21 protein-coding genes are annotated in these 22,897 nt (G+C 71.1%); 13 read left to right on the forward strand and 8 right to left on the reverse strand.

What is annotated here, in order from left to right:
• The first annotated feature begins 15 nt into the window (after positions 1 to 15).
• Positions 16 to 990, forward strand: a complete 975-nt coding sequence (locus tag FLP10_RS05060) for a prenyltransferase/squalene oxidase repeat-containing protein (protein WP_149159885.1) — start codon at positions 16 to 18, stop codon at positions 988 to 990.
• A gap of 31 nt (positions 991 to 1,021) precedes the next feature.
• Entirely contained in the window at positions 1,022 to 1,279 is a 258-nt protein-coding gene (locus FLP10_RS05065; protein WP_149159886.1) for a hypothetical protein, read from the forward strand.
• 11 nt (positions 1,280 to 1,290) lie between these two features.
• On the opposite strand, the gene FLP10_RS05070 is transcribed toward FLP10_RS05065, so the two are convergent.
• The gene (locus FLP10_RS05070; protein WP_149159887.1) at positions 1,291 to 2,280 is read right to left on the reverse strand and encodes an ArsR/SmtB family transcription factor; all 990 of its coding nucleotides are present in this window, start codon (positions 2,278 to 2,280) and stop codon (positions 1,291 to 1,293) included.
• A gap of 46 nt (positions 2,281 to 2,326) precedes the next feature.
• Here FLP10_RS05070 and FLP10_RS05075 point away from each other — a divergent pair, with 46 nt between their 5' ends.
• Both FLP10_RS05075 and FLP10_RS05080 read left to right on the forward strand, forming a co-directional pair.
• The gene (locus tag FLP10_RS05075) at positions 2,327 to 2,713 is read left to right on the forward strand and encodes a cupin domain-containing protein (RefSeq protein ID WP_246150207.1); all 387 of its coding nucleotides are present in this window, start codon (positions 2,327 to 2,329) and stop codon (positions 2,711 to 2,713) included.
• A 49-nt stretch (positions 2,714 to 2,762) separates the two neighbouring features.
• Entirely contained in the window at positions 2,763 to 3,053 is a 291-nt protein-coding gene (locus FLP10_RS05080) for a DUF4287 domain-containing protein (protein ID WP_149159888.1), read from the forward strand.
• A gap of 17 nt (positions 3,054 to 3,070) precedes the next feature.
• Here the strand turns inward: FLP10_RS05080 and FLP10_RS05085 are convergent, their stop codons facing one another.
• Positions 3,071 to 3,475, reverse strand: coding sequence for a PLDc N-terminal domain-containing protein (locus FLP10_RS05085; protein WP_149159889.1), 405 nt, complete (start codon positions 3,473 to 3,475; stop codon positions 3,071 to 3,073).
• Positions 3,476 to 3,610: 135 nt separating this feature from the next.
• Between FLP10_RS05085 and msuE the strand changes: the two genes are divergently transcribed.
• On the forward strand, positions 3,611 to 4,201 hold the full coding sequence (gene msuE / locus FLP10_RS05090) for an FMN reductase (RefSeq protein ID WP_149159890.1): 591 nt from the start codon (positions 3,611 to 3,613) through the stop codon (positions 4,199 to 4,201).
• 58 nt (positions 4,202 to 4,259) lie between these two features.
• On the opposite strand, the gene FLP10_RS05095 is transcribed toward msuE, so the two are convergent.
• The gene (locus FLP10_RS05095) at positions 4,260 to 5,579 is read right to left on the reverse strand and encodes an LLM class flavin-dependent oxidoreductase (protein ID WP_149159891.1); all 1,320 of its coding nucleotides are present in this window, start codon (positions 5,577 to 5,579) and stop codon (positions 4,260 to 4,262) included.
• The gene (locus FLP10_RS05100) at positions 5,576 to 6,940 is read right to left on the reverse strand and encodes an O-acetylhomoserine aminocarboxypropyltransferase/cysteine synthase family protein (protein ID WP_149159892.1); all 1,365 of its coding nucleotides are present in this window, start codon (positions 6,938 to 6,940) and stop codon (positions 5,576 to 5,578) included. The genes FLP10_RS05095 and FLP10_RS05100 overlap by 4 nt, the downstream gene beginning before the upstream one ends.
• Before the next feature lie 186 nt (positions 6,941 to 7,126).
• Between FLP10_RS05100 and FLP10_RS05105 the strand changes: the two genes are divergently transcribed.
• Entirely contained in the window at positions 7,127 to 7,963 is an 837-nt protein-coding gene (locus FLP10_RS05105) for an alpha/beta fold hydrolase (protein ID WP_149159893.1), read from the forward strand.
• A 14-nt stretch (positions 7,964 to 7,977) separates the two neighbouring features.
• On the forward strand, positions 7,978 to 8,598 hold the full coding sequence (locus FLP10_RS05110; protein ID WP_149162091.1) for a dihydrofolate reductase family protein: 621 nt from the start codon (positions 7,978 to 7,980) through the stop codon (positions 8,596 to 8,598).
• A 43-nt stretch (positions 8,599 to 8,641) separates the two neighbouring features.
• On the opposite strand, the gene FLP10_RS05115 is transcribed toward FLP10_RS05110, so the two are convergent.
• The 3 genes from FLP10_RS05115 to FLP10_RS05125 all read right to left on the reverse strand — a co-directional run bounded on the left by FLP10_RS05115 (position 8,642) and on the right by FLP10_RS05125 (position 11,925).
• A complete protein-coding gene (locus FLP10_RS05115) occupies positions 8,642 to 9,145 on the reverse strand; it encodes a bifunctional nuclease family protein (RefSeq protein ID WP_149159894.1) in 504 nt (167 codons plus the stop codon).
• A gap of 84 nt (positions 9,146 to 9,229) precedes the next feature.
• Positions 9,230 to 11,098: a DEAD/DEAH box helicase gene (locus FLP10_RS05120; RefSeq protein WP_149159895.1), complete on the reverse strand. Its 1,869-nt coding sequence runs from the start codon at positions 11,096 to 11,098 to the stop codon at positions 9,230 to 9,232.
• 17 nt (positions 11,099 to 11,115) lie between these two features.
• Positions 11,116 to 11,925: an alpha/beta fold hydrolase gene (locus FLP10_RS05125; RefSeq protein ID WP_149159896.1), complete on the reverse strand. Its 810-nt coding sequence runs from the start codon at positions 11,923 to 11,925 to the stop codon at positions 11,116 to 11,118.
• A gap of 85 nt (positions 11,926 to 12,010) precedes the next feature.
• Here FLP10_RS05125 and FLP10_RS05130 point away from each other — a divergent pair, with 85 nt between their 5' ends.
• The 6 genes from FLP10_RS05130 (at position 12,011) to FLP10_RS05155 (ending at position 20,968) form a co-directional block, all read left to right on the forward strand.
• Positions 12,011 to 15,757, forward strand: a complete 3,747-nt coding sequence (locus tag FLP10_RS05130; RefSeq protein ID WP_149159897.1) for a nitrate reductase subunit alpha — start codon at positions 12,011 to 12,013, stop codon at positions 15,755 to 15,757.
• A 94-nt stretch (positions 15,758 to 15,851) separates the two neighbouring features.
• Complete coding sequence (gene narH / locus FLP10_RS05135) at positions 15,852 to 17,531, forward strand: nitrate reductase subunit beta (RefSeq protein WP_149159898.1); 1,680 nt, start codon at positions 15,852 to 15,854, stop codon at positions 17,529 to 17,531.
• Between the two features lie 14 nt (positions 17,532 to 17,545).
• On the forward strand, positions 17,546 to 18,211 hold the full coding sequence (narJ, locus tag FLP10_RS05140) for a nitrate reductase molybdenum cofactor assembly chaperone (RefSeq protein ID WP_149159899.1): 666 nt from the start codon (positions 17,546 to 17,548) through the stop codon (positions 18,209 to 18,211).
• Positions 18,208 to 18,990 carry a respiratory nitrate reductase subunit gamma gene (gene narI / locus FLP10_RS05145; protein ID WP_149159900.1) on the forward strand — a complete coding sequence of 261 codons (783 nt, stop codon included), beginning with the start codon at positions 18,208 to 18,210 and terminating at the stop codon, positions 18,988 to 18,990. Before narJ ends, narI begins: the two co-directional genes overlap by 4 nt.
• A complete protein-coding gene (locus FLP10_RS05150; protein WP_281286466.1) occupies positions 18,987 to 20,210 on the forward strand; it encodes a nitrate/nitrite transporter in 1,224 nt (407 codons plus the stop codon). The genes narI and FLP10_RS05150 overlap by 4 nt, the downstream gene beginning before the upstream one ends.
• 44 nt (positions 20,211 to 20,254) lie before the next feature.
• The gene (locus FLP10_RS05155) at positions 20,255 to 20,968 is read left to right on the forward strand and encodes an IclR family transcriptional regulator (RefSeq protein ID WP_149159901.1); all 714 of its coding nucleotides are present in this window, start codon (positions 20,255 to 20,257) and stop codon (positions 20,966 to 20,968) included.
• Here FLP10_RS05155 and FLP10_RS05160 read toward each other — a convergent pair.
• Positions 20,949 to 22,892: an FAD-binding monooxygenase gene (locus FLP10_RS05160; protein ID WP_149159902.1), complete on the reverse strand. Its 1,944-nt coding sequence runs from the start codon at positions 22,890 to 22,892 to the stop codon at positions 20,949 to 20,951. The genes FLP10_RS05155 and FLP10_RS05160 overlap by 20 nt on opposite strands.
• Between the last annotated feature and the right edge of the window lie 5 nt (positions 22,893 to 22,897).

Genomic DNA, 22,897 nt, shown 5'->3' on the forward strand with positions numbered 1-22,897 from the left:
CGCCAGCATGGCCGAATGGACGTGACCGACTGGCTGCTCGAAGCCGACCCCGCGATCCGCTGGCAGGTGCGGCGCGACCTGCTCGATGCACCCGCCGACGAGGTGGCGGCCGAGCGCGCTCGCGTCGCCCGCGAGGGCTGGGGCGCCGAGCTGCTCGCGCAGCAGGCCGACGACGGGTACTGGGGCGAGCACGAGTACGGCGAAGACGGCGCGCGCAACAGCGTGATGTGGACACTGCAGATCCTGCGCAATCTGGGCTCCGACCCCGCCGATCCGGCCGTGGCCGAGGCGATCGCGCGGGTCCGCAGCGGCGTGACGTGGCGGTACTTCGACGGTCGACCGTACTTCTCCGGCGAAGAGGAGGCCTGCGTGAACGGCGGCGTGCTGGCGAACGCCGCGTACTTCGGCGAGCTGGGGCCCGGCAGCGACGAGATGCTGCGGCGACTGATCGACGAGCAGCGCGACGACGGCGGGTGGAACTGCGAGCCCGACTCCGAGCGCTCGTCGATCGACACCACGCTCTGCGTGCTCGAGGGCCTGCTCGGCTACGAGCGGGCGATCGGGGCGGGCGCCGACGGGGCCGATCCCGCGCAGCTCGATACCGTGCGAGCGGCCCGTCGGCGGGGCGAGGAGTACCTGCTCGAGCGGCAGCTGTACCGTCGACGATCCACGGGCGAGGTCGTGAAGCAGCGCTATCTCGACCTCTCCTTCCCCACCTACTGGTGGTACGACCTGCTGCGTGCGCTCGACTACTTCCGCGAGTCCAGCCCGGCGCCCGACCCGCGCCTGGCCGATCCGCTCGAGGTGATGCGCTCGCAGCGTCTCGATGACGGCCGGTGGCCGGCCGGCCGGCCGAAGCGCGGGCACGACGCGTACGAGATCGATGTCCCCGAGGGCGAGCCGAGCCCGTGGAACACGCTGCGTGCCCTGCGCGTGCTGCGCTGGGCGCGCCCCGACGCGGCGAGCGCATCCGAATTCCAGACCCGTTGAGACCCCAGAACCGCTGAGTGAGGAGCATCGCATGACCGACTTCGTCGATCCGTTGGAGGAACCGTTCGACTTCGATCGCAACCCGCGCGGAGCGCTCGACCCGAACGCCGAAGCGGCGTACGCCGCCGAGCTCGAGGCCGAGCGCCGCGACGCCGAGGACACCGACGCCGACCCCGACCTCGACGCCGATGTCGACGTCGACGTCGATGGGGTCGAGGGCACCACCGTGACGAGCGCGAGCGAGGGCGACCCGCTCGACCCCGAGACACCGGTCGACAACCTGGAGTAGTCGCGCGGCCGTCAGCCCGCGCCGCCGACGAGGGCCTCGCCGAGCGGCGTGCGCTCGTGCAGCATGCGCGCGCCGGCGCGGGTCGACGTAACCAGCCCGCCGTCGCGCAGCACGGCGAGGTGGTGCGATGCGGTCGAGATCGCGAGCCCGAGGTCGGCGGCGACCTGCGACGTCGTGCGGGCTGCGTGCGCGGTCAGCAGGATCCGCGCCCTGGTCTCGCCGAGCAGCGCCCCGAGTGCGTCGGCGACGCCGACCTGGTCGCGCGCCCACCGTTCGGTGACACCCTGGGCCGGGTAGAAGAGCGTCGGCTGCACCCCCTCCTCGGTGAGCACATTGCATCCCGATCCGCCGAAGACCGACGGCACCAGTACGAGTCCGCTCCCGCGGCAGTCGATGGTGTCCGAGAACCGGCGCAGCTGCACGCGCACCGCATCGCCGCTCCAGCTCACCGACGCGTGCAGCGCGCCGACCGTCGCGGCGATGCCGTCGCTCGCGATCCGTCGCGCCCGCACCGCGATGTCGGCTCGCAGGATGCGCTCGAGTTGCGGCCAGACGGGTTCGAGCGCTGCACCCCACACGAGCAGACACGCGTCGGCAAGTCGTTCACGCGCCGGCACGGGGTCGTCGATCAGGTCGAGGATGCGCCGCTGCCTGGCGCCGCTCGAACGCAGCACCATCTTGTGCAGGTCGAAGCGCACCTGCTCGATCGACACCTCGCGCAGGCGCGCCGCCTCGTCGTCGGGCGTGGTGTCCCACGCGGGCGTCGAGGTGAGGAAGTCGGGGAAGTACCCGTCGACGCCGATCACGTCGGCGAGCAGCTCGAAGGCGTCGCGCGGCAGCCGCCCGCGCACGCCGCGCAGCCAGCCCCACTGCATGGGGTGGCCCTCCGGCCGCTGCAGCACGCGCACCGCGTGGCAGAGCTCGTGCCCCGGCGAGATGCCGAACCGGATCGCCCTGAGGTCGTCGGCGGCCAGCCGGAAGTCGACGAAGTTTCGATCCACATCGAAACACTAACGGCGCCGGATGTCGCGGGGCGAACCTGTCCGCATGAACGCAGCCGAGATCACCATGACGCCGACCATGACCCCGCCCGCGCCCGCCGAGCTCATCCCCGGCGACTCGCTCGTGATCGGCACCGGCCGCACCCGCCGGTTCGTCGGCCGGGAGCACGGGGCGGGCGTGTCGTACTTCTTCGTCGACAACGAGCCCGGCGAGGGCCCGGGCCTGCACTGGCATCCCTATGCCGAGACGTGGGTCGTGCTCGACGGGGTCGCCCGCATCCGCATCGGCGAGCAGACGCTCGTCGCCCGCCCCGGCGACACCGCGACCGTGCCGGCCGGCGTCTGGCACGGGTTCACCAACGCCGGCGAGGGCCGCCTGCGGGTGCTCTGCATCCACGCGTCCGACGTCATCATCCAGACCTGGGCCGAGTAGGCCCGCCCCGCCTCCACCAGCCCACTCACCCCCACCAGAAGGAGACCGCATGTCGTTCCAGGCCTACCTCGACAACATCGAGGCGAAGACCGGGCTCACCCCGCGCCGGTTCGTCGAGCTCGCGCACGAGCGGGGCTTCGACGAGACCACCAAAGCGACCCCGATCGTGGCCTGGCTGAAGGCCGACTACGGGCTGGGGCAGGGCCATGCGATGGCGCTCGTGCACGTCATCACCAAGGGGCCGCAGATCTCGACGAAGCACGTCGGCTCGAGCGGCGCGCACGCCGACGCGACCGACACGCTCTGGCTCGACGGAGCCGCGACCAATCCCGACCGCTGAGCGGCTCGCGCCGGAGCTCAGGCCTCGGCGCGGCCACCGCTCTCGAGTTCGCCGCCCCGGCGCCGTTCGAGCTCGGCCCGCAGGCGGTCTTCCTCGATCTCGCGCTCGAGGTCGGCGAGCTGCTGCTCGGTCGATCTGATCTCGGTCGACCGGTTCTCGAACGTCGGGCGCACGGCCGTCACGCTCTGCCCCGGCCGCGAGGCATCCGGTCTGCGGCCCGGACGCGGCAGCGCGACCGGGCCGCCGCCCGCGTACTCGCGCCCGAGCACGAACCAGAGCACCGTCCCGATGAGCGGCAGCAGGATCACGAGGATGATCCAGCCGAACTTCGGCAGGTGCTTCACCTGCCATTCGTCGCGCATGATGATGTCGATCAGTGCGGCGATCATGGCGACGACGATGAGCAGCGACAGCAGCGGCATGGCGCACAGCCTAGCGATCGGCGAGCAGCCGGTGTCGGGCGAGTGCACACCGCTCGTGTGGCGCCGTGTTGCGGCGTCTTACCCCCGGGGTCGCGGCGCCTCGACGGCTCGCCGAGAGGCTTCTACGGTCGTCGCATGGCTGAAACCGTTTCGATCGTGGCCGTGTCGGGCAGCCTGCACGCGCCCTCCAAGACCACCATCCTCGCGAACGAGATCCTCGACGCGTTCGCCGACGCCTTGCGCGCCGGTGGCGTCCCGATCGAGACCCGCCTCATCGAGCTGAGCGAGGTCGGTCGCGAGTTCTCGGGCGCGCTCACCCGCGCCGAGCTGAGCCCGATCGCCGAGCAGGCGATCCGCGACATCGAGGCGGCGACACTGCTCATCGTCGCGAGCCCCGTCTACCGGGCGAGCTTCACCGGGCTGTTCAAGCACGTCTTCGACTTCGTCGGGCAGTACTCCCTCATCGACAAGCCCGTGCAGCTGGCCGCGACGGGCGGCAGCGACCGGCACGCCCTCATCATCGAGCACCAGTTCCGCCCGCTGTTCTCGTTCTTCCAGGCACTCACACTGCCCATCGGCGTGTACGCGAGCGACCCCGACTTCGTCGACTACCGCATCGACTCCGACTCGCTGCGCGAGCGCATCGCCCAGGCGGTGCAGCGCGGGGTTCCGGTGGTGCGGGGCACGCTGCCCGACTCGGTCTCCGAGTACGTCTCGGCCTGGTGATCGGCTGACGGATGCCGCGTCCCGCGCCGTGACGAACGGCGCGAGCCGCGGCATCCGATCAGAACCCGTGCAGGTTGCCCTGGATGCCCCCGCCGCCGTACTCGCGGCGCAGGATGCCGCGGCGGCGCAGCACCGGAACCAGCTCGTCGAGGTACCGGTGCACGGTCACAGGGTGCAGGTCGCCCGAGAAGATGAAGCCGTCGTTGTCGGCCTCCTCGCCGAACTCCTCGATGAAGTCGGCGACCTGCTCGGCGGTGCCGACGAAGCCGGCGTGCTCGTCGATGCGGCCCTTTCGCGCCTTCGCGACGAGCAGCTCGCGCAGCGTCGCCGAGGCGAAGTCGTCGAAGGTGCCGAGCAGGCCCTTGATGCTGCCCTGCGAGACGTGCTCACCGAAGATCGACGGGTCGACCGGGCGATCGAGGGGCAGCACGGTGAGGTCGGTCTCGAGGTCGCTCGACTGCCCCTGGAGGATCGCCTGCAGCACCTCGTCGCTCGGGTCGAACGACGCGCGCACCACCCGCTCGACCTCCTCGTCGCTCGCGACGATCTCGGGCTTGAACACGAAGAGCGTCTTGACCGCCCCGGCGGGTCGGCCGGCGGCGACGGCCGCGTCGATGACGCGCTGCCGGTAGGCGCGCACCCGATCGAGCTGCAGCGGTGCCAGCGCGAGCTGCACGTCGGAGTGGGCGCCCGCGAACGCGATGCCCTTGGGCGACCCGCCGGGCGAGACGATCGCGGGGTCGCCGTCGGTGAACGGAATCGCATTGAGCGGCCCCTCGACGTCGAAGTACTCGCCCTCGAAGCGCGTGCGCCGAAGCTTGGAGCCGTCGGCGTAGTGCCACGTCGACGGATCGTCGACGAGCGCGCCGTCGTCCCAGCTGTGCCACAGCTCGCGCACCGCGCGCAGCCACTCGTCGGCCCGGTCGTAGGCCTGGTCGTGCGTGACGCGGGGCACGCCGTAGTGCCGGGTGCTCGGCACGTCGGTCACCACGTTCACGCCGACCCGATGCCCGCTCAGGTGGTGCAGCGAGGCGAAGTGCCGGGCGGCGAGGTACGGCCCCCAGGCACCCGCGTTCACCGTCGGCGCGATGCCGAGGTGCGAGGTCGCGGCGAGCAGGAACGAGGTCAGCGCGACCGGGTCGTGCTTGGGCCCGCCGTACGCCTTGCGAACACGCAGGTCGAGGGTCTCGGGCGAGCCGAGCGAGGGGCCGTCCTCGATGATGACGAGGTCGAGTCCGGCCTGCTCGAGTTCGCGGGCCGACTGCTGGTAGAGCGCGGGCTCGGTCCAGCGGTAGCCCCAGTCGAAGTACGGATGCCCCCACCCCTGCGGCCCGAATCCGCGTGAGAAGAACCATCCGAAGTGCTGCAACCGGCTCATCGGGTGCTCCCCTCGGTGACGCGCACATCGGTGTCGATCGCGTCGACGTCATGCGCGACCCGCACGGCGGCGAAGCCGCGCTCGAGGTCGCGGATCAGGTCGTCGGGCTCTTCCAGCCCGATCGACAGGCGCAGCAGCCCGCCCGTGATGCGACCGCGTTCGCGTGTGGCACGGTCGAGGTGCGCGTGGGTCGTGGTCGCGGGGTGCAGGATCAGCGAGCGGGCGTCGCCGATGTGGCTCATGCGGCTGAACAGGTCGACGGCGTCGTAGAAGACCGAGGCGGATGCCTCGCCGCCCTCGATCTCGAACGCGAGCACCGCTCCGGCCCCACGCGGCAGATAGCGCGCGGTGAGGTCGTGCGAGGGGTGCGAGGCCAGGCCCGCGTAGTCGACCCGACGCACCTCGGGCTGCCGCTCGAGCCACGCCGCGATCTCGAGGGCCGTCGACGACTGGCGCTGCACGCGCAACGACAGGGTCTCGATGCCCTGCTGGATGAGGAACGCGTTCACGGGCGACAGCACCGGCCCGAAGAGCGCGCCCGTCACCTCGCGCACGTAGGCCGTGAGCGCGTGGTCGCCGTGCGCCTCGACGTAGCTGCGCCCGTGCAGCGCATCGTCGGGCCGGGTGAGGTGCGGGTACGCGCCGGGCCGCGCTGCCCAGTCGAACGTGCCCGCGTCGATGATCACGCCGCCGAGGGCCGCGCCGTGACCCGAGAGGAACTTGCTCGCCGAGTGCACGACGAGGTCGGCCCCGTGCTCGATCGGGCGCACCAGGTAGGGCGTCGCGAGCGTGTTGTCGACAATGAGCGGCACGCCCGCCTGGTGCGCCACCGCCGCGATGCCCGCCAGGTCGGCGACCTCGTTCGTCGGGTTCGCGATCGATTCGGTGTAGAGCGCGCGCGTGGTCGGCCTGAGCCGACGGCGCCACTCGCCGAGGTCGCGCGGGTCGTCGATGAACTCGACCTCGATGCCGAGGCGGCCGAACGCCTGGCTGAACAGGCTGCGGGTGCCCGAGTAGATGCTCTGGGCCGAGAGCACGTGGTCGCCGGCGCCCACGACCGACAGCACCGACACCGTCAGCGCGGCCTGGCCACTCGCGACGACCACCGCGTCGCGGCCGCCCTCGAGCCCCGCGATGCGACGTTCGAGGGCCGCGTTCGTCGGGTTGCCCGATCGGGTGTACACGTACCCCTCGGCCTCGCCGGCGAACCGGTCGCGGGCCTCGGCGAAGTCGTCGAACCGGAACCCCGCGCTCAGGTAGATCGGTGTGATGCGCGCGCCGAACGCCGCATCGTCGGATTCGCCGGCGTGCACCTGTCGGGTGGCGAACGCGGCGTCGTCGTGGGCTGATGGGTATCCCATCAGCCCATGCTGCGCGGTGCGGCGCTCGCCCGCGACTCCGGCGCGTCTCCCGAGGTCACCGGCCGTCACGGTCGGTAACGCAGCGCGTCGCCGCCCGGTGCACGGATGCCGTGTCGTCCACCCCTTCCCAGCGCGACCCTGCCGGGATAGCGTCGAGCACAGGCACGCTTCAGGAGGGGAACCCACATGGCACGCATGCCCGTCGGCATCGAGAACTCCACCGAGATCTCACTGCACTACATCGACCAGGGGGCGGGGCGGCCCGTGGTGCTCATCCACGGCTTCCCGCTGAGCGCGGCGTCGTGGACGAAGCAGCAGTACGCGCTGCTCGATGCCGGGTACCGGGTGATCGCCTACGACCGGCGGGGGTTCGGCGCATCCTCGAAGACCGGCTCGGGCTTCGACTACGACACCTTCGCCGCCGACCTCGACGTGCTGCTGGAAGAGCTCGAGCTGCACGACGCCGTGCTCGTCGGGTTCTCGATGGGCACCGGCGAGGTGGCCCGCTACCTCGCCAACTACGGCAGCGCCCGGGTCGGCAAGGCGGTGTTCATCGGGTCGCTCGAGCCGTTCCTGCTGAAGACCGACGACAACCCGGGCGGCGCAGGGCCGCAGGAGTTCTTCGACGGCATCGCGGCGCAGGTGCGGGCCGACCGGCACGCGTTCCTCACGGGGTTCTTCGACGACTTCTACAACACCGAGACGTTCCTCGGCGACCGGCTGTCGCCCGAGGCGCTGGCCGCGAGCGTCGAGATCGCGAACCACGCCGGCAACGTCGCGATCGCGGCCGCGCCGCTCACCTGGCCGACCGACTTCCGTGACGACATCCCCAAGATCGACGTGCCGTCGCTCATCGTCCACGGCACCGCCGACCGCATCCTTCCGATCGACGTCACGGCCCGCCGGTTCCGCGAGCTGCTGCCCGACGCGACCTACGTCGAGATCGAGGGCGCGCCGCACGGCCTGCTCTGGACCCACGGCGACGAGGTCAACGAGGCGCTGCTCGCGTTCCTCGAGGAATGAGCCGAGCCGACATCATGGGCATCATCGCGGCGAGCATGTTCCTCACCCTCGACGGCGTGTACCAGGCGCCGGGCGGGAAGGAGGAGGACCCGAGCGGGGCGTTCCCGTACGGCGGGTGGCAGGCCGAGTTCCTCGACGACGAGTCGGGGCAGGCGATCGGCGCCGACATCGACCGCATGGACGCACTGCTGCTCGGTCGGCGCACCTACGACATCTTCGCCGGCTACTGGCCGCGGGTGCCTGCCGACAACCCGATCGCGGCGAAGTTCGCCGAGGTGCCGAAGTACGTCGTGTCGCGCACCCTGGTCGATCCCGACTGGGAGGGCACGACGGTGCTGCCCGATCCGGCGAGTGCCGCGCGCCTGCGCGACCAGTTCGACGAGGTGCAGGTCATCGGCTCCGGCAGCCTGCTGCAGTCGCTGTTCACCGCCGACGCGGTCGACCGGCTGCAGCTGTGGACCTACCCGGTGACCCTCGGCGAGGGCAAGCGGCTGTTCGGGCCCGGCACGATTCCGGCGGCGTTCCGCCTCGTGCAGGCGCGTGCATATCCCGGTGGCGCGGTCGGCGCAGTGTACGAGCGCGCGGGCGACCTCGTGCTGCGAGACATGGACGACGGGATCGAGGCGGCGGGCTGAACCGCGTCAGCGCTCCTCGACCAGCGGAGAAGGCGAGCGCTGCTCAGCCCTGGAAGTCCTCGGGGTCGACCTCGTCGAGGAACCGCTTGAACTCATCGAGCTTCGCCTCGTCGGCGGCCTCGTCGTGCCCTTCGGCGGTGGCCGCGGGAATGCCCGCGTCCTCGAACACCGCTTCGGCCACGAAGATCGGCGCGCCGGCCCGCACGCCGAGCGCGATCGCGTCGGACGGCCGCGCGTCGACGACCCGCTGGCCCGTGGCGGTGGCGAGCGAGAGCTCGGCGTAGAAGGTGCCGTCGTCGATGCGGGTGACGTCCACACGGTCGACCCGGGCACCCACCGTGTCGAGCAGGGTCTTCATCAGGTCGTGCGACAGCGGCCGTGGCGCGTGCTCGTCGGAGATCGCGATGAGGATCGAGGTCGCCTCCTGCACGCCGATCCAGATCGGCAGCACCAGTCCTTCGCCAGGTTCGTCGAGCACCGGCTTCAACAGCACGATGTGCTGACGCGCCGGATCGAGCGCGATGCCGAGCACGCGCACCTGGATCATGGCGCCTCCCGTCGCTCGATCGGACGCGACCCTCTCAGGGTAGAGCCGATCGGCCGCCGCCGCGCGGACGCGGCGGACGAGGGGTCAGGAAGTGCGGTGCCGCGGCTTGCGGGCAGGGCGGTCGTCGCCGCCCCGGTCGTCGCGGTCGTACCCGCCGCGCCGACGCGCGGGCGCACCGGTGTCGGGTCGCAGCTCGATGAGCCGCCCGCTCACGCGCGTGCGCTCGAGCCGGTCGAACACGTCACGCGGAAGGTCGGCGGGCAGCTCGACGAGCGAGAAGTCGGGTCGGATGTCGATGTGCCCGAAGTCCTCGCGGCGCAGGCCCCCCTCGTTCGCGAGCGCGCCGACGATCTGGCGCGGTTCGACGCGGTGGCGACGGCCCACCGCGATGCGATAGGTCGCCATCGGGCCGGATGCCTCGCGCCGCCGGCGCTCGGGGCGGTCACCGCGGTCACCGCGGTCGTCGCGGTCGCCGCGCCGGCGGTCGTCGTCGAAGCGCGACCCGCGGCCTCGGTCGTCGCCACGACCCCGGTCGTCACGAGCCCGGTCGTCACGACCCCGGCCGCGGCGGTCGTCGAACGCGGGGATCTCCTCCTCGGGCGAGAGCAGCAGCGGGGTCTCGCCCTGCGCGAGCACGGCGAGGGCCGCCGCGACATCCGTCTCGGGCACGTCGTGGTGCTCGACGTAGTGCGCGATGATGTCGCGGAACTTCGAGACTCGGTCGGTCTGCTCGAGCGCGGCGGTGATGCCGTCGTCGAATCGCGAGAGCCGGGTGGCGTTCACCTCGTCGACGTTCGGCAGCTGCATGCGGGTCAGGGGTTGGCGCGTCGCCCGCTCGATCGAGGTGAGCAGCCGCTGCTCGCGCGGCGTGACGAAGCTGATCGCGTCGCCGGTGCGACCGGCACGGCCGGTGCGGCCGATGCGGTGCACGTACGACTCGGAGTCGGTCGGGATGTCGAAGTTCACGACATGGCTGATGCGGTCGACGTCGAGGCCTCGAGCCGCGACGTCCGTGGCGACCAGGATGTCGAGTCGGCCCGACTTCAGCTGGTCGACCGTGCGCTCGCGCTGCTGCTGGCTGAGGTCGCCGTTGATCGCCGCAGCCGAGAACCCGCGCGCCCGCAGCTTCTCGGCGAGGGTCTCGGTCTCGGTCTTGGTGCGCACGAACACGATCGCACCCTCGAACGCCTCGACCTCGAGGATCCGGGTGAGCGCGTCGACCTTCTGCGCGTACGAGACGACGAGGTAGCGCTGCGTGATGTTCGACGCAGTGGTGGTCTTGGCCTTGACGTTGATCTCGACCGGGTCGTTCAGGTACTGACCCGAGATGCGGCGGATCGGCGCCGGCATCGTCGCCGAGAACAGCGCGACCTGCTTGTCGTCGGGCGTGTCGGAGAGGATCGACTCGACGTCTTCGGCGAAGCCCATCTTCAGCATCTCGTCGGCCTCGTCGAGCACGAGGTACTTGAGCTCCGATAGGTCGAGCGTGCCCTTGTCGAGGTGGTCCATGATGCGGCCCGGCGTGCCGACGACGACGTGCACGCCGCGGCGCAGCGCCGACAGCTGCACGCCATAGCCCTGGCCGCCGTAGACGGGCAGCACGTGCACGCCCCGCAGGTGGCCGGCGTAGCGCTCGAACGCCTCGCAGACCTGCAACGCGAGCTCGCGGGTCGGGGCGAGCACGAGCGCCTGCGGGCTCTTCTGCGAGACATCCAGCCTCGAGAGAATGGGCAGCGCGAACGCGGCCGTCTTGCCGGTGCCCGTCTGCGCCGTGCCCAGCACGTCGCGGCCCTCGAGCAGCGGCGGGATCGTCGCGGCCTGGATCGCCGACGGCGTCTCGTAGCCGACGTCGCGCAGCGCTTTGAGCACCCGGTCGTCGAGACCGAGGTCGGCGAACGTCGGGGTCGCCGGCGCTTCCGTGTCGACGGTGGGCGCGGCATCCGAATCGTTCATGACTCCAACGGTAGCCCTCAGGGCTGGGAGGAACCCGCCCGAAGGTACGCGACGCCCTCCTGGCGGAAGATCCGGGAGCCCGGTGCATTGAAGTGGTGGCGCCCGGGGATCTCTGCGAAGTCGCCGGCGGGGGTGAGGTCGGCGAGCGAGCGCGACTGCTCGATGATCGCGTCGTCGGTGCCGGTGGCGAACAGCACGGGCTGGCGCGGCGGGTTGGTCGGGTCGGGGTCGGCGTCGCCGCCCAGCCGCATGCCCTCGGCGAGCGCGACGAGCGCCCGCAGGTCGTTGCCGGGCACGCGCTCGGCGAGCGTGACGTAGTTGCGGGTGACGGGGTCGGTCACGGGCGTGCCGTCCGCGACGTAGGCGCGGGCCTGTTCGATCTGCAGGCGTGCGAGCGGTCGTCCGTCGGGGATGCCGCCGAGCACCGCCCGCGCGACGCGATCGGGCGCCGACACGGCGAGCTGCCAGCCGACGCGCGCGCCGAGCGAGTAGCCGAGGTAGTCGACATCGTCGATGAGGTAGGTGTCGAGCACGGCGACGAGGTCGGCGACGAGCGCGTCCATCGCGTACGCGACGGGATCGGCCGACTTGTCGCTCGCGCCGTGGCCGAGCTGGTCGACGCCGAGCACCCGGAACCCGGCCCGGGTCAGGTCGCGCACCCATCCGGTGTTCACCCAGTTGTCGCGGCAGCTCGACGCGAAGCCGTGCACGGCGAGCACGGTGGGCGCGTCGTCGTCGCCCCAGGTGTAGGCGGCGATGCGGCGCGCGTCGCCCGAGATCACGTACTGGGGATCGGGCATCTCGGTGAGCGCGGGCAGCGATGGCATGGGGCCATTCTGCCGCGAAGCAATCCGCGCCGCGCCGTGCGGCAAGGCTGGCCTAACCCGACGATTGCTCGGTATCGTCCGAGACATGACGCCCTCGATCGGAGTGGATGGTCCGGCGTCCGACGCGTTGCTCGCGGTCGGGCGCTTCTTCACGCGGTGGGACGAGACGCCCGATCATCGGGCGGTGTTCCGTGAGGGGGGTCGGCAGGGCGACGCGTTCTATCGCGAGCGGTGGAGCCACGACAAGGTGGTGCGTTCGACGCACGGCGTGAACTGCACCGGCTCGTGTTCGTGGAAGGTGTACGTCAAGGACGGCATCATCACGTGGGAGGCGCAGCAGACCGACTACCCGAGCGTCGGCCCCGATCGCCCCGAGTACGAGCCACGCGGCTGCCCCCGCGGGGCCGCGTTCTCGTGGTACACCTACTCCCCCACCCGGGTGCGCTACCCCTACGTGCGGGGCGTGCTGCTCGAGGCGTATCGCGAGGCGAAGGCCAGGCACGGCGGCGACCCCGTGCTGGCGATCCACGATGTCACGACGAACCCGGAGACCCGTCGCCGCTATCAGCAGGCGCGCGGCAAGGGCGGGCTGGTGCGGGCGAGCTGGGCCGAGGCGGTCGAGCTGGTCGCCGCAGGTTACGTGCACACGATCAAGGAGTACGGCCCCGACCGGGTCGCGGGCTTCAGCCCGATCCCGGCGATGTCCATGGTGTCGCACTGCATCGGCACGCGCTTCACGCAGTTGGTCGGCGGCGTGATGACGAGCTTCTACGACTGGTACGCCGACCTGCCGGTCGCGAGCCCGCAGGTCTTCGGCGACCAGACGGATGTGCCGGAGTCGGGCGATTGGTGGGATGCCACGTACCTCGTGATGTGGGGATCCAATGTGCCCGTGACGCGCACGCCCGATGCGCACTGGATGGCCGAGGTGCGGTACCGCGGCACCAAGGTCGTGACGGTCAGCCCCGACTACGCCGACAACACGAAGTTCGCCGACGAGTGGCTGCCCTGCCAGGCCGGCACCGACGCGGCGCTGGCGATGGCGATGGGGCACGTGTTGCTGAAGGAGCACTACGTCGACCGGCGCGAGCCGTTCTTCGTCGACTACTCGCGCAAGTACACCGACCTGCCGCACCTCATCACGCTCGTGCCGCACGCCGACGGCGGGCTGGTGCCTGGCAAGTTCCTCACCGCGCGCGACCTCGGCGGCGAGGCATCCGATGCATCCGATGCGCCCGAAGCCCCTGAGGACGCATGGAAGACCGTCGTGCTCGAGGCCGCGACCGGCGAACCGGTCGTGCCGAACGGGTCGATGGGCTTCCGCTACGCCGAGTCGGGCGAGGGCCGGTGGAATCTCGATCTCGGCGAGGTGCAGCCGGCGCTGTCGATCCGCGACGCGAAGGTCGCCGCGGAGGCGACCGAGGTGCTGTTGCCCCGGTTCGACGCACCCGACGGTTCGGGCGCGGTGCTGCGCCGCGGGGTGCCCGCGACCCGCATCGCGCACGCCGACGGCGGCACGACGCTCGTGACCACCGTGTTCGACCTGCTGCTCGCCCAGTACGGCGTGGGCCGCGACGGCCTGCCGGGCGAGTGGCCGACGGGATACGACGACCGCGAGACCCCGTACACGCCCGCCTGGCAGGAGGACATCACGGGCGTGCCGGCCGAGGCCTGCACACGAATCTCGCGCGAGCTGTCGCAGAACGCGATCGACTCGGGCGGCCGGTCGATGATCATCATGGGCGCGGGCATCTGCCAGTGGTTCCACGGGGATGCCACGTACCGCTCGATCCTCGCGCTGCTGATCCTCACCGGCGCGATCGGCCGCAACGGCGGCGGCTGGGCGCACTACGTCGGGCAGGAGAAGTGCCGCCCGATCACCGGCTGGCTGTCGCTCGCCAACGCGCTCGACTGGTCGCGCCCGCCGCGCACGATGACCGGCACGTCGTACTGGTACATGCACACCGACCAGTGGCGGTTCGACGGGTATTCGGCCGACGCGCTCGCGTCGCCGCTCGCCGAGGGCAACCTGACGGGCATGCACACGGCCGACACGATCGCGCAGTCGGCGCGGCTCGGCTGGATGCCGTTCTACCCGCAGTTCGACCGCAACCCGCTCGACGTCGCCGATGCGGCGGCCGCGGCGGTCGACGCGGGTACGGCCGTGGATGCCGCGTCCTACGTCGCCGGGTCGCTCGCGGACGGCTCGCTGAAGACCGCCATCGAAGACGTCGACGCCCCCGAGAACTGGCCGCGGCTGCTCACGCTGTGGCGGTCGAACCTGATGGGGTCGAGCGCGAAGGGCAACGAGTATTTCCTGAAGTACCTGCTCGGCACGCATTCGAACGTGATGGCCACCGACGAGGCATCCGTGCGCCCGAACGACGTGCGCTGGCGCGACGAGATCCCCGAGGGCAAGCTCGATCTGCTCGTCTCGGCCGACTTCCGTATGACCTCGACGACGCTGCTCAGCGACGTGGTGTTCCCGGCGGCGACCTGGTACGAGAAGCACGATCTGTCGTCGACCGACATGCACCCGTTCGTGCACGCGTTCACGCCCGCGATCGACCCGCCGTGGGAGGCGAAGAGCGATTTCGACTTGTTCCACGCGATCGCGCGCGACCTGTCGCGGATGGCCGCGACGCACCTCGGCACTCGCAAGGACCTGGTCGCCGTGCCGATGCAGCACGACACCCCCGGCGAGACGACGCAGCCGGGCGGCGTGGTGCGCGACTGGGCGCGCGGCGACGTCGCGCCCATCCCGGGCAAGACGATGCCGGTGTTCGCGGTCGTCGAGCGCGACTACACCGCGATCGCCGACAAGCTCGCGACCGTCGGGCCGCTCGCCGACAAGCTGGGCTTCACGATCAAGAACGTCACCTACGACGTCGCGCACGAGGTCGAGCGGCTGGCGCAGCAGAACGGCGTCATGCTCGGCGGCGCCGCCGAGGGGCGGCCCGCGATCGACACCGACGTGAAGCTCGCCGAGGCGATCCTGTCATTCTCGGGCACGACGAACGGCGAGCTCGCGGTGCAGGGCTTCCGCAGCCTCGAGAAGCGGGTCGGCAAACCGCTCGCCGACCTCGCCGAGGGCAGCGAGGAGAAGCGCATCACCTTCGCGATGACGCAGGCCGCGCCCGTGCCGGTCATCACTTCGCCCGAGTGGTCGGGCTCCGAGACCGGCGGCCGGCGCTACGCGCCGTTCACGGTGAACATCGAGCGGCTGAAGCCGTTCCACACCCTCACCGGGCGCATGCACTTCTACCTCGACCACGACTGGATGCGCGACCTCGGAGAGGCGATGCCGACGTACCGGCCGCCGCTGGACATGCACCGCCTGTTCGGCGAGCCGCGCCTGGGGCCCGACGGCGGGCAGCAGGTGGTCGTGCGCTACCTCACCCCGCACTCGAAGTGGTCGATCCACTCCGAGTACCAGGACAACCTGTTCATGCTCTCGCTCTCGCGCGGCGGGCCTACGGTGTGGATGAGCCCGGCGGATGCCTCGGCCATCGGGGCGGCCGACAACGACTGGGTCGAGTGCGTGAACTCGAACGGCGTGCTGGTGGGCCGGGCGATCGTGTCGCACCGGATGCCCGAGGGCGTCGTCTACGTGCACCACGCGCAGGAGCGCACGATCGACGTGCCGAAGTCGGAGGCGACCGGCAAGCGCGGCGGCATCCACAACTCGGTGACCCGGCTGCTCGTGAAGCCGACGCACCTCATCGGCGGGTACGCGCAACTGTCGTACACGTTCAACTACCTCGGCCCGACGGGAAATCAGCGCGATCTGGTGGCGACCATCCGTCGTCGGTCGCAGGACGTGACGTACTGAGCCATCGGAACTGAAAAGGGGGCGAGCTGATCATGCACGCAGTTCGTGGACACAGTATGGCCCGATGTATCGATGAGCAGGAGGTGACGTCCTGATGCGAGTCATGGCCCAGATGGGCATGGTGATGAACCTCGACAAGTGCATCGGATGCCACACCTGCTCGGTCACGTGCAAGCAGGCGTGGACGAACCGGGCGGGCACCGAGTACGTGTGGTTCAACAACGTCGAGACCCGCCCCGGGCAGGGCTATCCCCGCCGGTACGAAGACCAGGAGCAGTGGCGCGGCGGCTGGGAGCTGAACTCGCGGGGCCGGCTGAAGCTGCGCACCGGCAGCCGGCTGAAGCGCCTGCTCACGATCTTCTCGTCGCCCGTGCAGCCCAAGCTCGAGGACTACTACGAGCCGTGGACCTACGACTACCAGACCCTCATCGACGCGCCGCTCGGCGACGACTTCCCGGTCGCGCGGCCCAAGTCGCTCATCACGGGGGAAGACACCAAGATCACCTGGTCGGCCAACTGGGACGACGACCTCGGCGGCGCGACCGAGCACGGGCACCTCGACCCGATCGTGCAGAAGGTGCGCCGCGAGAGCGAAGCGGCGATCAGATTCCAGTTCGAGCAGACGTTCATGTTCTACCTGCCGCGGATCTGCGAGCACTGCCTGAACCCGTCGTGCATGGCCTCGTGTCCGTCGGGCGCGATCTACAAGCGCGAGGAGGACGGCATCGTCCTCGTCGACCAGGATCGGTGCCGCGGCTGGCGGCAGTGCATCACGGGATGCCCCTACAAGAAGATCTACTTCAACCACAAGACCGGCAAGGCCGAGAAGTGCACGCTCTGCTACCCGCGGCTCGAGGTCGGCATCCCGACGGTCTGCAGCGAGACGTGCGTGGGCCGCCTGCGCTACCTCGGCCTGTTCCTCTACGACGCCGACAAGGTCACCGAGGCCGCGTCGACGCCGAACGAGCGCGACCTCTACGAGGCGCAGCTCGACCTCATGCTCGACCCGAACGATCCCGAGGTGATCGCCGCGGTTCGCGCGCAGGGCGACATCCCCGATGACTGGATGGACGCGGCGCGCCGCTCGCCGGTGTACGCGCTCGCGAAGAAGTACCGGGTCGCGCTGCCGCTGCACCCCGAGTACCGCACGATGCCGATGGTCTGGTACATCCCGCCGCTGTCGCCGATCGTCGACCTGCTGCGCGACCAGGGCCACGACGCCGAGGCGGCCGGCACGCTGTTCGGCGCCATCGAGGCGCTGCGCATCCCGGTCGAGTACCTCGCCGAGCTCTTCACCGCCGGCGACACCGACCTGGTCACGGGCGTGCTGCGCAAGCTCGCCGCGATGCGCGCGTTCATGCGGGATGTCACGCTCGACCGCGAGCGCGACGACTCCGTGCCGGCGGCGGTCGGCATGACCGAGTCGAGCATCATGGAGATGTACCGGCTGCTCGCGATCGCGAAGTACGACGAGCGCTACGTCATCCCGACGGCGCACTACGAGCAGGCGCACGAGCTCGAGGAGCTCGGCTGCTCGCTCGATTTCGACGGCGGGCCGTACGAGATGGGCGGCGAGTCGGGCCCCTTCGGCGAGGCGAGCGGGCGCCCGGCGCCTGTGGCGGTCGAGACGTTCCAGGCGCTGCGCGACCGGCAGACCTCCGACGGCGCCGCGAGCGGCGCATCGCTGCGCGGCCGGGTGAACCTGCTCAACTGGGACGGCAACGGTGCGCCGCCCGGGCTCTTCCCCAAACGCGACGAGGGCGAGGGCTCCTGATGGCCTCGGCACGGATGTCTCGCCCGATCGTGTACCAGGCGGCCTCGGTGTGCCTCGGCTACCCCGACGAAGGCGTCCTCGGCCTCGCCGGCGTCATCCGCCGCGCCCTGACCGAGTCGGCGCCGGCGGCCGAGGCATCCTTCGCGCCGCTGCTCGACTGGTGGGCGACCACCCCGGCCGCCGAGGTGCAGCGCGCGTACGTCGACGTCTTCGACCTGTCGAAGCGGCACGCGCTGTACCTCTCGTACTGGACCGACGGCGACACCCGCCGACGCGGCATGGTGCTCGCCGAGTTCAAGCAGCGCTACCGCGAGGCCGGGCTCGTGCTCGGCGACACCGGGGAACTGCCCGATCACCTGCCGCTCGTGCTCGAGTACGCCAGGCACCGGCCCGACGACGGCGCCGACCTGCTGCAGTCGTACCGGGCGAGCCTCGAACTCATCCGCATCGCCCTCGCCGAACGCGGCTCGCCGTACGCCGGGGTCGTCGCGGCGGTGTGCGCGACGCTGCCGGGGCGCTCGCCCGAAGACCGCCAGCAGGCGATGGCGATGGCCGCCGCCGGGCCGCCGAGCGAGACGGTCGGGCTCGATGGAGCCGACCCACGACTCATCCCGCTCGAGTCGACGGGTGCGGGCCTTCCCGCACCGACCGGCGTCCTCGCGACGGGAGGCCGGCGATGACCGTATGGGACCTGCTGCTCTGGGGCATCCTGCCCTATGTCATGGTCGCCGTGCTCGTGGGCGGACTGATCTGGCGCTACCGGTACGACCAGTTCGGGTGGACGACCCGCTCGTCGCAGCTCTACGAGTCGCGGCTGCTGCGCATCGGGTCGCCGCTGTTCCACTTCGGCATCCTGGTCGTCATCATCGGGCACGTCGTCGGGCTGTTCATCCCGAAGGAATGGACCGAGGCGGTCGGCGTCACCGAGGACGTCTACCACGTGATGGCGCTCGGGCTCGGATCGGTCGCCGGCTTCGCGACTATCGCCGGCGTCGCCATCCTGATCTGGCGGCGCCGCACGACCGGGCCGGTGTTCATGGCGACGACGAAGAACGACAAGACCATGTACGTGGTGCTCGTCGCGGCGATCATCGCCGGACTCGCGACCACCGTGATCAGCGTGTTCGGGCCGCATGAGGACGTCACCTACCGCGACACGGTGTCGCCGTGGTTCCGGTCGCTGTTCGTCTTCCAGCCCGACATCGCCGCGATGTCCGAGGCGTCGTTCGCGTTCCAGCTGCACACGGTCATCGGCATGGTGCTGTTCATCATCTGGCCGTTCACCCGACTCGTGCACGCGTTCACCGCGCCCATGCACTACCTGTTCCGGCCGTACATCGTGTACCGGTCGCGCGACGGCCGGCCGAGCGCCTCGGGCGGCATCCGCCGCGGCTGGGCGCCCGTCGGCACTCCCGACCGCGACCGCGATCGGGCTCGCAGCGGAAGGGGACCGCGTTGACCGAGGCATCCGCCACCGTCGCACCTGCCACCGCCCAGTTGCCCGGTCGCGGGCTCAACCTCGGGCTCGCGCTGCTGTCGTTCGCGATCACGTTCTGGGCGTGGAACATGATCGCTCCGCTCGCCGTGCGGTACGCCGACGAGCTCGACCTCGACCCGACGCAGCAGTCGATGCTCATCGCCACACCCGTCATCGTCGGTTCGCTCGGGCGCATCCTCACCGGCGCGCTCACCGACCGGTTCGGCGGGCGCGTCATGTTCACGACGCTCACCGCGGTGTCGGCGGTGCCGGTGCTGCTGGTCATGTGGGCGGGCGAGGTCGGCTCGTACTGGCTGCTCATCGCATTCGGGTTCCTGCTCGGCATCGCCGGCACCACGTTCGCCGTCGGCATCCCGTTCGTGAACGCCTGGTACGAGCCGGCCCGGCGCGGGTTCGCCACGGGCCTGTTCGGCGCCGGCATGGGCGGCACCGCACTGTCGTCGTTCTTCACGCCGCGCTTCGTGGCGTGGTTCGGCTACGCCGCGACGCACGTGATCATCGCGGTCGCGCTCATCGCCGTGGCGGCCCTCGTCTGGTTCATGATGCGCGACTCGCCCGTCTGGAAGCCGAACCGGGACCGGGTCTGGCCGAAGCTCGCCGCGGCCGGCAAGCTCGCGGTCACCTGGCAGATGGCGTTCCTCTACGCGGTGACGTTCGGCGGATTCGTGGCGTTCTCGACGTACCTGCCCACCTACCTGAAAGAGGTGTACGGATTCGACCTCGCCGGTGCGGGCGCCCGGACCGCCGGGTTCGCGATCGCCGCGGTCGTGGCGCGACCGGTCGGCGGGTGGCTGAGCGACAAGATCGGGCCCGCCAAGGTGCTCGGCATCTCGCTGGCCGGAGCGGCCGTGATGGCGATCGTGATCGCGCTGAAGCCGCCGCCCGAGTTCCTCGCCGGCACGAGCTTCGTGTTCATGGCGCTGTTCCTCGGGCTCGGCACGGGCGCGGTGTTCACGTGGGTCGCCCAGCGGGCTCCCGCCGAACGCGTGGGCTCGGTCACCGGCATCGTGGGCGCCGCAGGCGGCCTCGGCGGGTACTTTCCGCCGCTGGTCATGGGCGCCACCTACGACCCCGCGACCCACAGCTACACGATCGGGCTCGTGCTGCTGTGCGCGACGGCGGTCGTCGCGCTCGTGTTCACGTGGTTCCTGGCCCGGCGCGGGCAGAAGGCGGAGGCGTAGCTTCTCACCCAGCGGGGGTTGCCAGGCGTTCTATAATCGAACGCATGACCACGGATGCTCCGCCGCCCGCCGCACCGCCGCTGCAGACGCTGTCGCGCGGCATCCGAATGCTCGAGCTGCTCGCCGATGCCGGCGAGCCGATGCCGATCCCCGCCATCGCGGCCGGCCTGGGCCTGCACCGGTCGATCACGTACCGCATCCTGCGCACCCTCGAAGAGCACGGACTGGTCGTGCGCGATGCGGCCGGCGCCGCGCAGCTCGGCCCCCGCATGGCGACCCTCGCCCGTTCGGTCTCGCGCGACCTGCAGTCGGCGGCACTCCCCCAGCTCACTGCGGTGGCGAACGAGCTCGGCATGACCGCGTTCCTCGTCGTGCTCGACCGCCACGACGTCGTCACCCTCGTCACGGTCGAGCCGACGCACGCGCACGGCACGGTCGCCCAGCGACCCGGCACGAGGCATCCGCTCGCGACCGGTGCGCCGGGCATCGCGATCCAGTCGGTGCTGACCGAGGCGCAGTGGCGCGCGCTGCCCGACGAGCACCCGCGCGACGAGGCCGCCGAGGCGCTCGCGCGCGGGTACGCGACCAGTCACGACGAGGTGATCCCGGGGCTCGCCGCGGTCGCGTCGCCGGTGTCCGCGCCCGGGCAACCGGTCGCGGCCATCGCGGTGGTCTATGTCGCGAGCGACCGCGATCCCGCCCCCATCGGAGTGCGACTCCGGCAGGCCGCCGTCGAGATCACCGCCGACCTGCGCTGACGGCGGCCGGCTCTTTCCGCACGATCGGCGCGAAGAACAGCGCGAGCTCGTCGGTCGCGGTGAGCGGCAGCACGTTCGCGACGTACTGGTCGGGGCGCACCACCACGACCACGCCGCCGCGGTCGACGCCGCGTGCGTCGAAGACGTCGTCGGCGGGATCGACGGCGTAGACGTGCTCGTAGTCGGTGAGCCCGAACGGCCCGGTCGCCGGCAGGAACACCCGCGGCACGGCACCGAGGTCGACCTCGCCGTGCGGCTGCTGGTACACGACCTTGACGTCGTACCAGTCGTTCGGCGCGACGCCGTCGGGCACCGCGGCGAGCGGCGAGTCGGGCGAGTTCGACAGCCACTCGGCGAACGCCGAGAGCGCCGGGCCGGAGGTCTCACCGGCACCGGCCGCGTCGGCGAACGCGTAGATGCGCCAGCGCCCGTCGGCGCGGGCGTGGTGCCCGAGCTGCACGGGGTTGCCATCGCACACGCGCGCGACCGGCGCCGACCTGAACCGCTTGCCGATGGGGTACCCGGTCGCGAGCGGCTGGTGGCCCGCCCCGCCGACGATGAGCGACGGCGCGTACTCGGTCATGAACCCGGCCGGGAACTCGGCGGTGCGCACGTAGAAGTCCTCGAGCTCGGTCGGGCTGTCGAACTCCTCGGGCTTGCGCGCCATCATGCTCGACCAGGTGCGGTCGAAGTCGATCAGGTTCGCAGCGACCACCTGCCGCTCGGCCGAGTAGGTCTCGAGCAGCGCGGCGGGCGCTCGGCCCTCGAGCACGTGGCCGAGCTTCCAGGCGATGTTCCAGCCGTCCTGCATCGAGACGTTCATGCCCTGCCCGGCCTTCGCGCTGTGCGTGTGGCAGGCGTCGCCCGTGATGAACACGCGCGCGTGGCGGCGCTCGACCGCGTCGGCGGGCACGTCGTCGAACCGGTCGGTGAGCCGGTGCCCCACCTCGTACACGCTGTGCCAGGCGACGTGCCGCACGTCGAGCGTGTACGGGTGCATGATCGCGTTCGCCTTCGCGATGATCTGCTCGATCGTGGTCGCGCGCACCGCGCCGGCGTCGTCGGGCGCGACCTCGCCGAGGTCGACGTACATGCGGAAGAGGTGCCCGCCCTCGCGCGGGATGAGCAGGATGTTGCCCGCCTCCGACTGGATCGAGCATTTCGTGCGGATGTCGGGGAAGTCGGTGACGACGAGCACATCCATCACGCCCCACGCGTGGTTGGCCCGGTCGCCGGCCATGCGGCATCCGATCGCGTCCCGCACCCGGCTGCGCGCGCCGTCGGCGCCGATGACGTACTGGGCGCGGATGGTGCGCTCCTGCCCGGCGTCGTCGCCGGCGGTACGCCGCACGCGCACGGCGACGGGGTGGGCGGATGCCTCGCCGGCGACGGTCTCGGCGGCGGTCTCGTCGACCTCGAGCCCGAGGAACTCCCACCCGTAGTCGGGTGTGATGCGGCCCGGGGAGTTCGCGGCGAACTCGGCGAAGTGGTCGAGCACGCGCGCCTGATTCACGATGAGGTGCGGGAATTCGCTGATGCCGGTGGGGTCGTCGGGCGCGACCGCGGTGCGCACGATGCGCGACGGGTCGGCGACATCGGGCTTCCAGAAGGCCATCTCGGTGATGCGGTACGCCTCGGCGATGATGCGCTCGGCGAAGCCGAACGCCTGGAACGTCTCGACGCTGCGCGCCTGGATGCCGTCGGCCTGGCCGATGACCAGTCGCCCGTCGCGGCGCTCGATGAGCCGGGTCGACACGTCGGGGAACTGCGCGAGCTGCGCCGCCGCGATCATGCCCGCGGGGCCCGACCCGACGATCAGCACGTCGACCTCGTCGGGGAGTTCGGTCGGCCGGTCGAGCCCGATTCCCGCGGCGGGTTCGACCCGCGGGTCGCCCGACACGTAGCCGTGGTGGTGGAACTGCACGGGAT

This window comes from Agromyces intestinalis, assembly GCF_008365295.1.
Taxonomy (GTDB): Bacteria; Actinomycetota; Actinomycetes; order Actinomycetales; family Microbacteriaceae; genus Agromyces; species Agromyces intestinalis.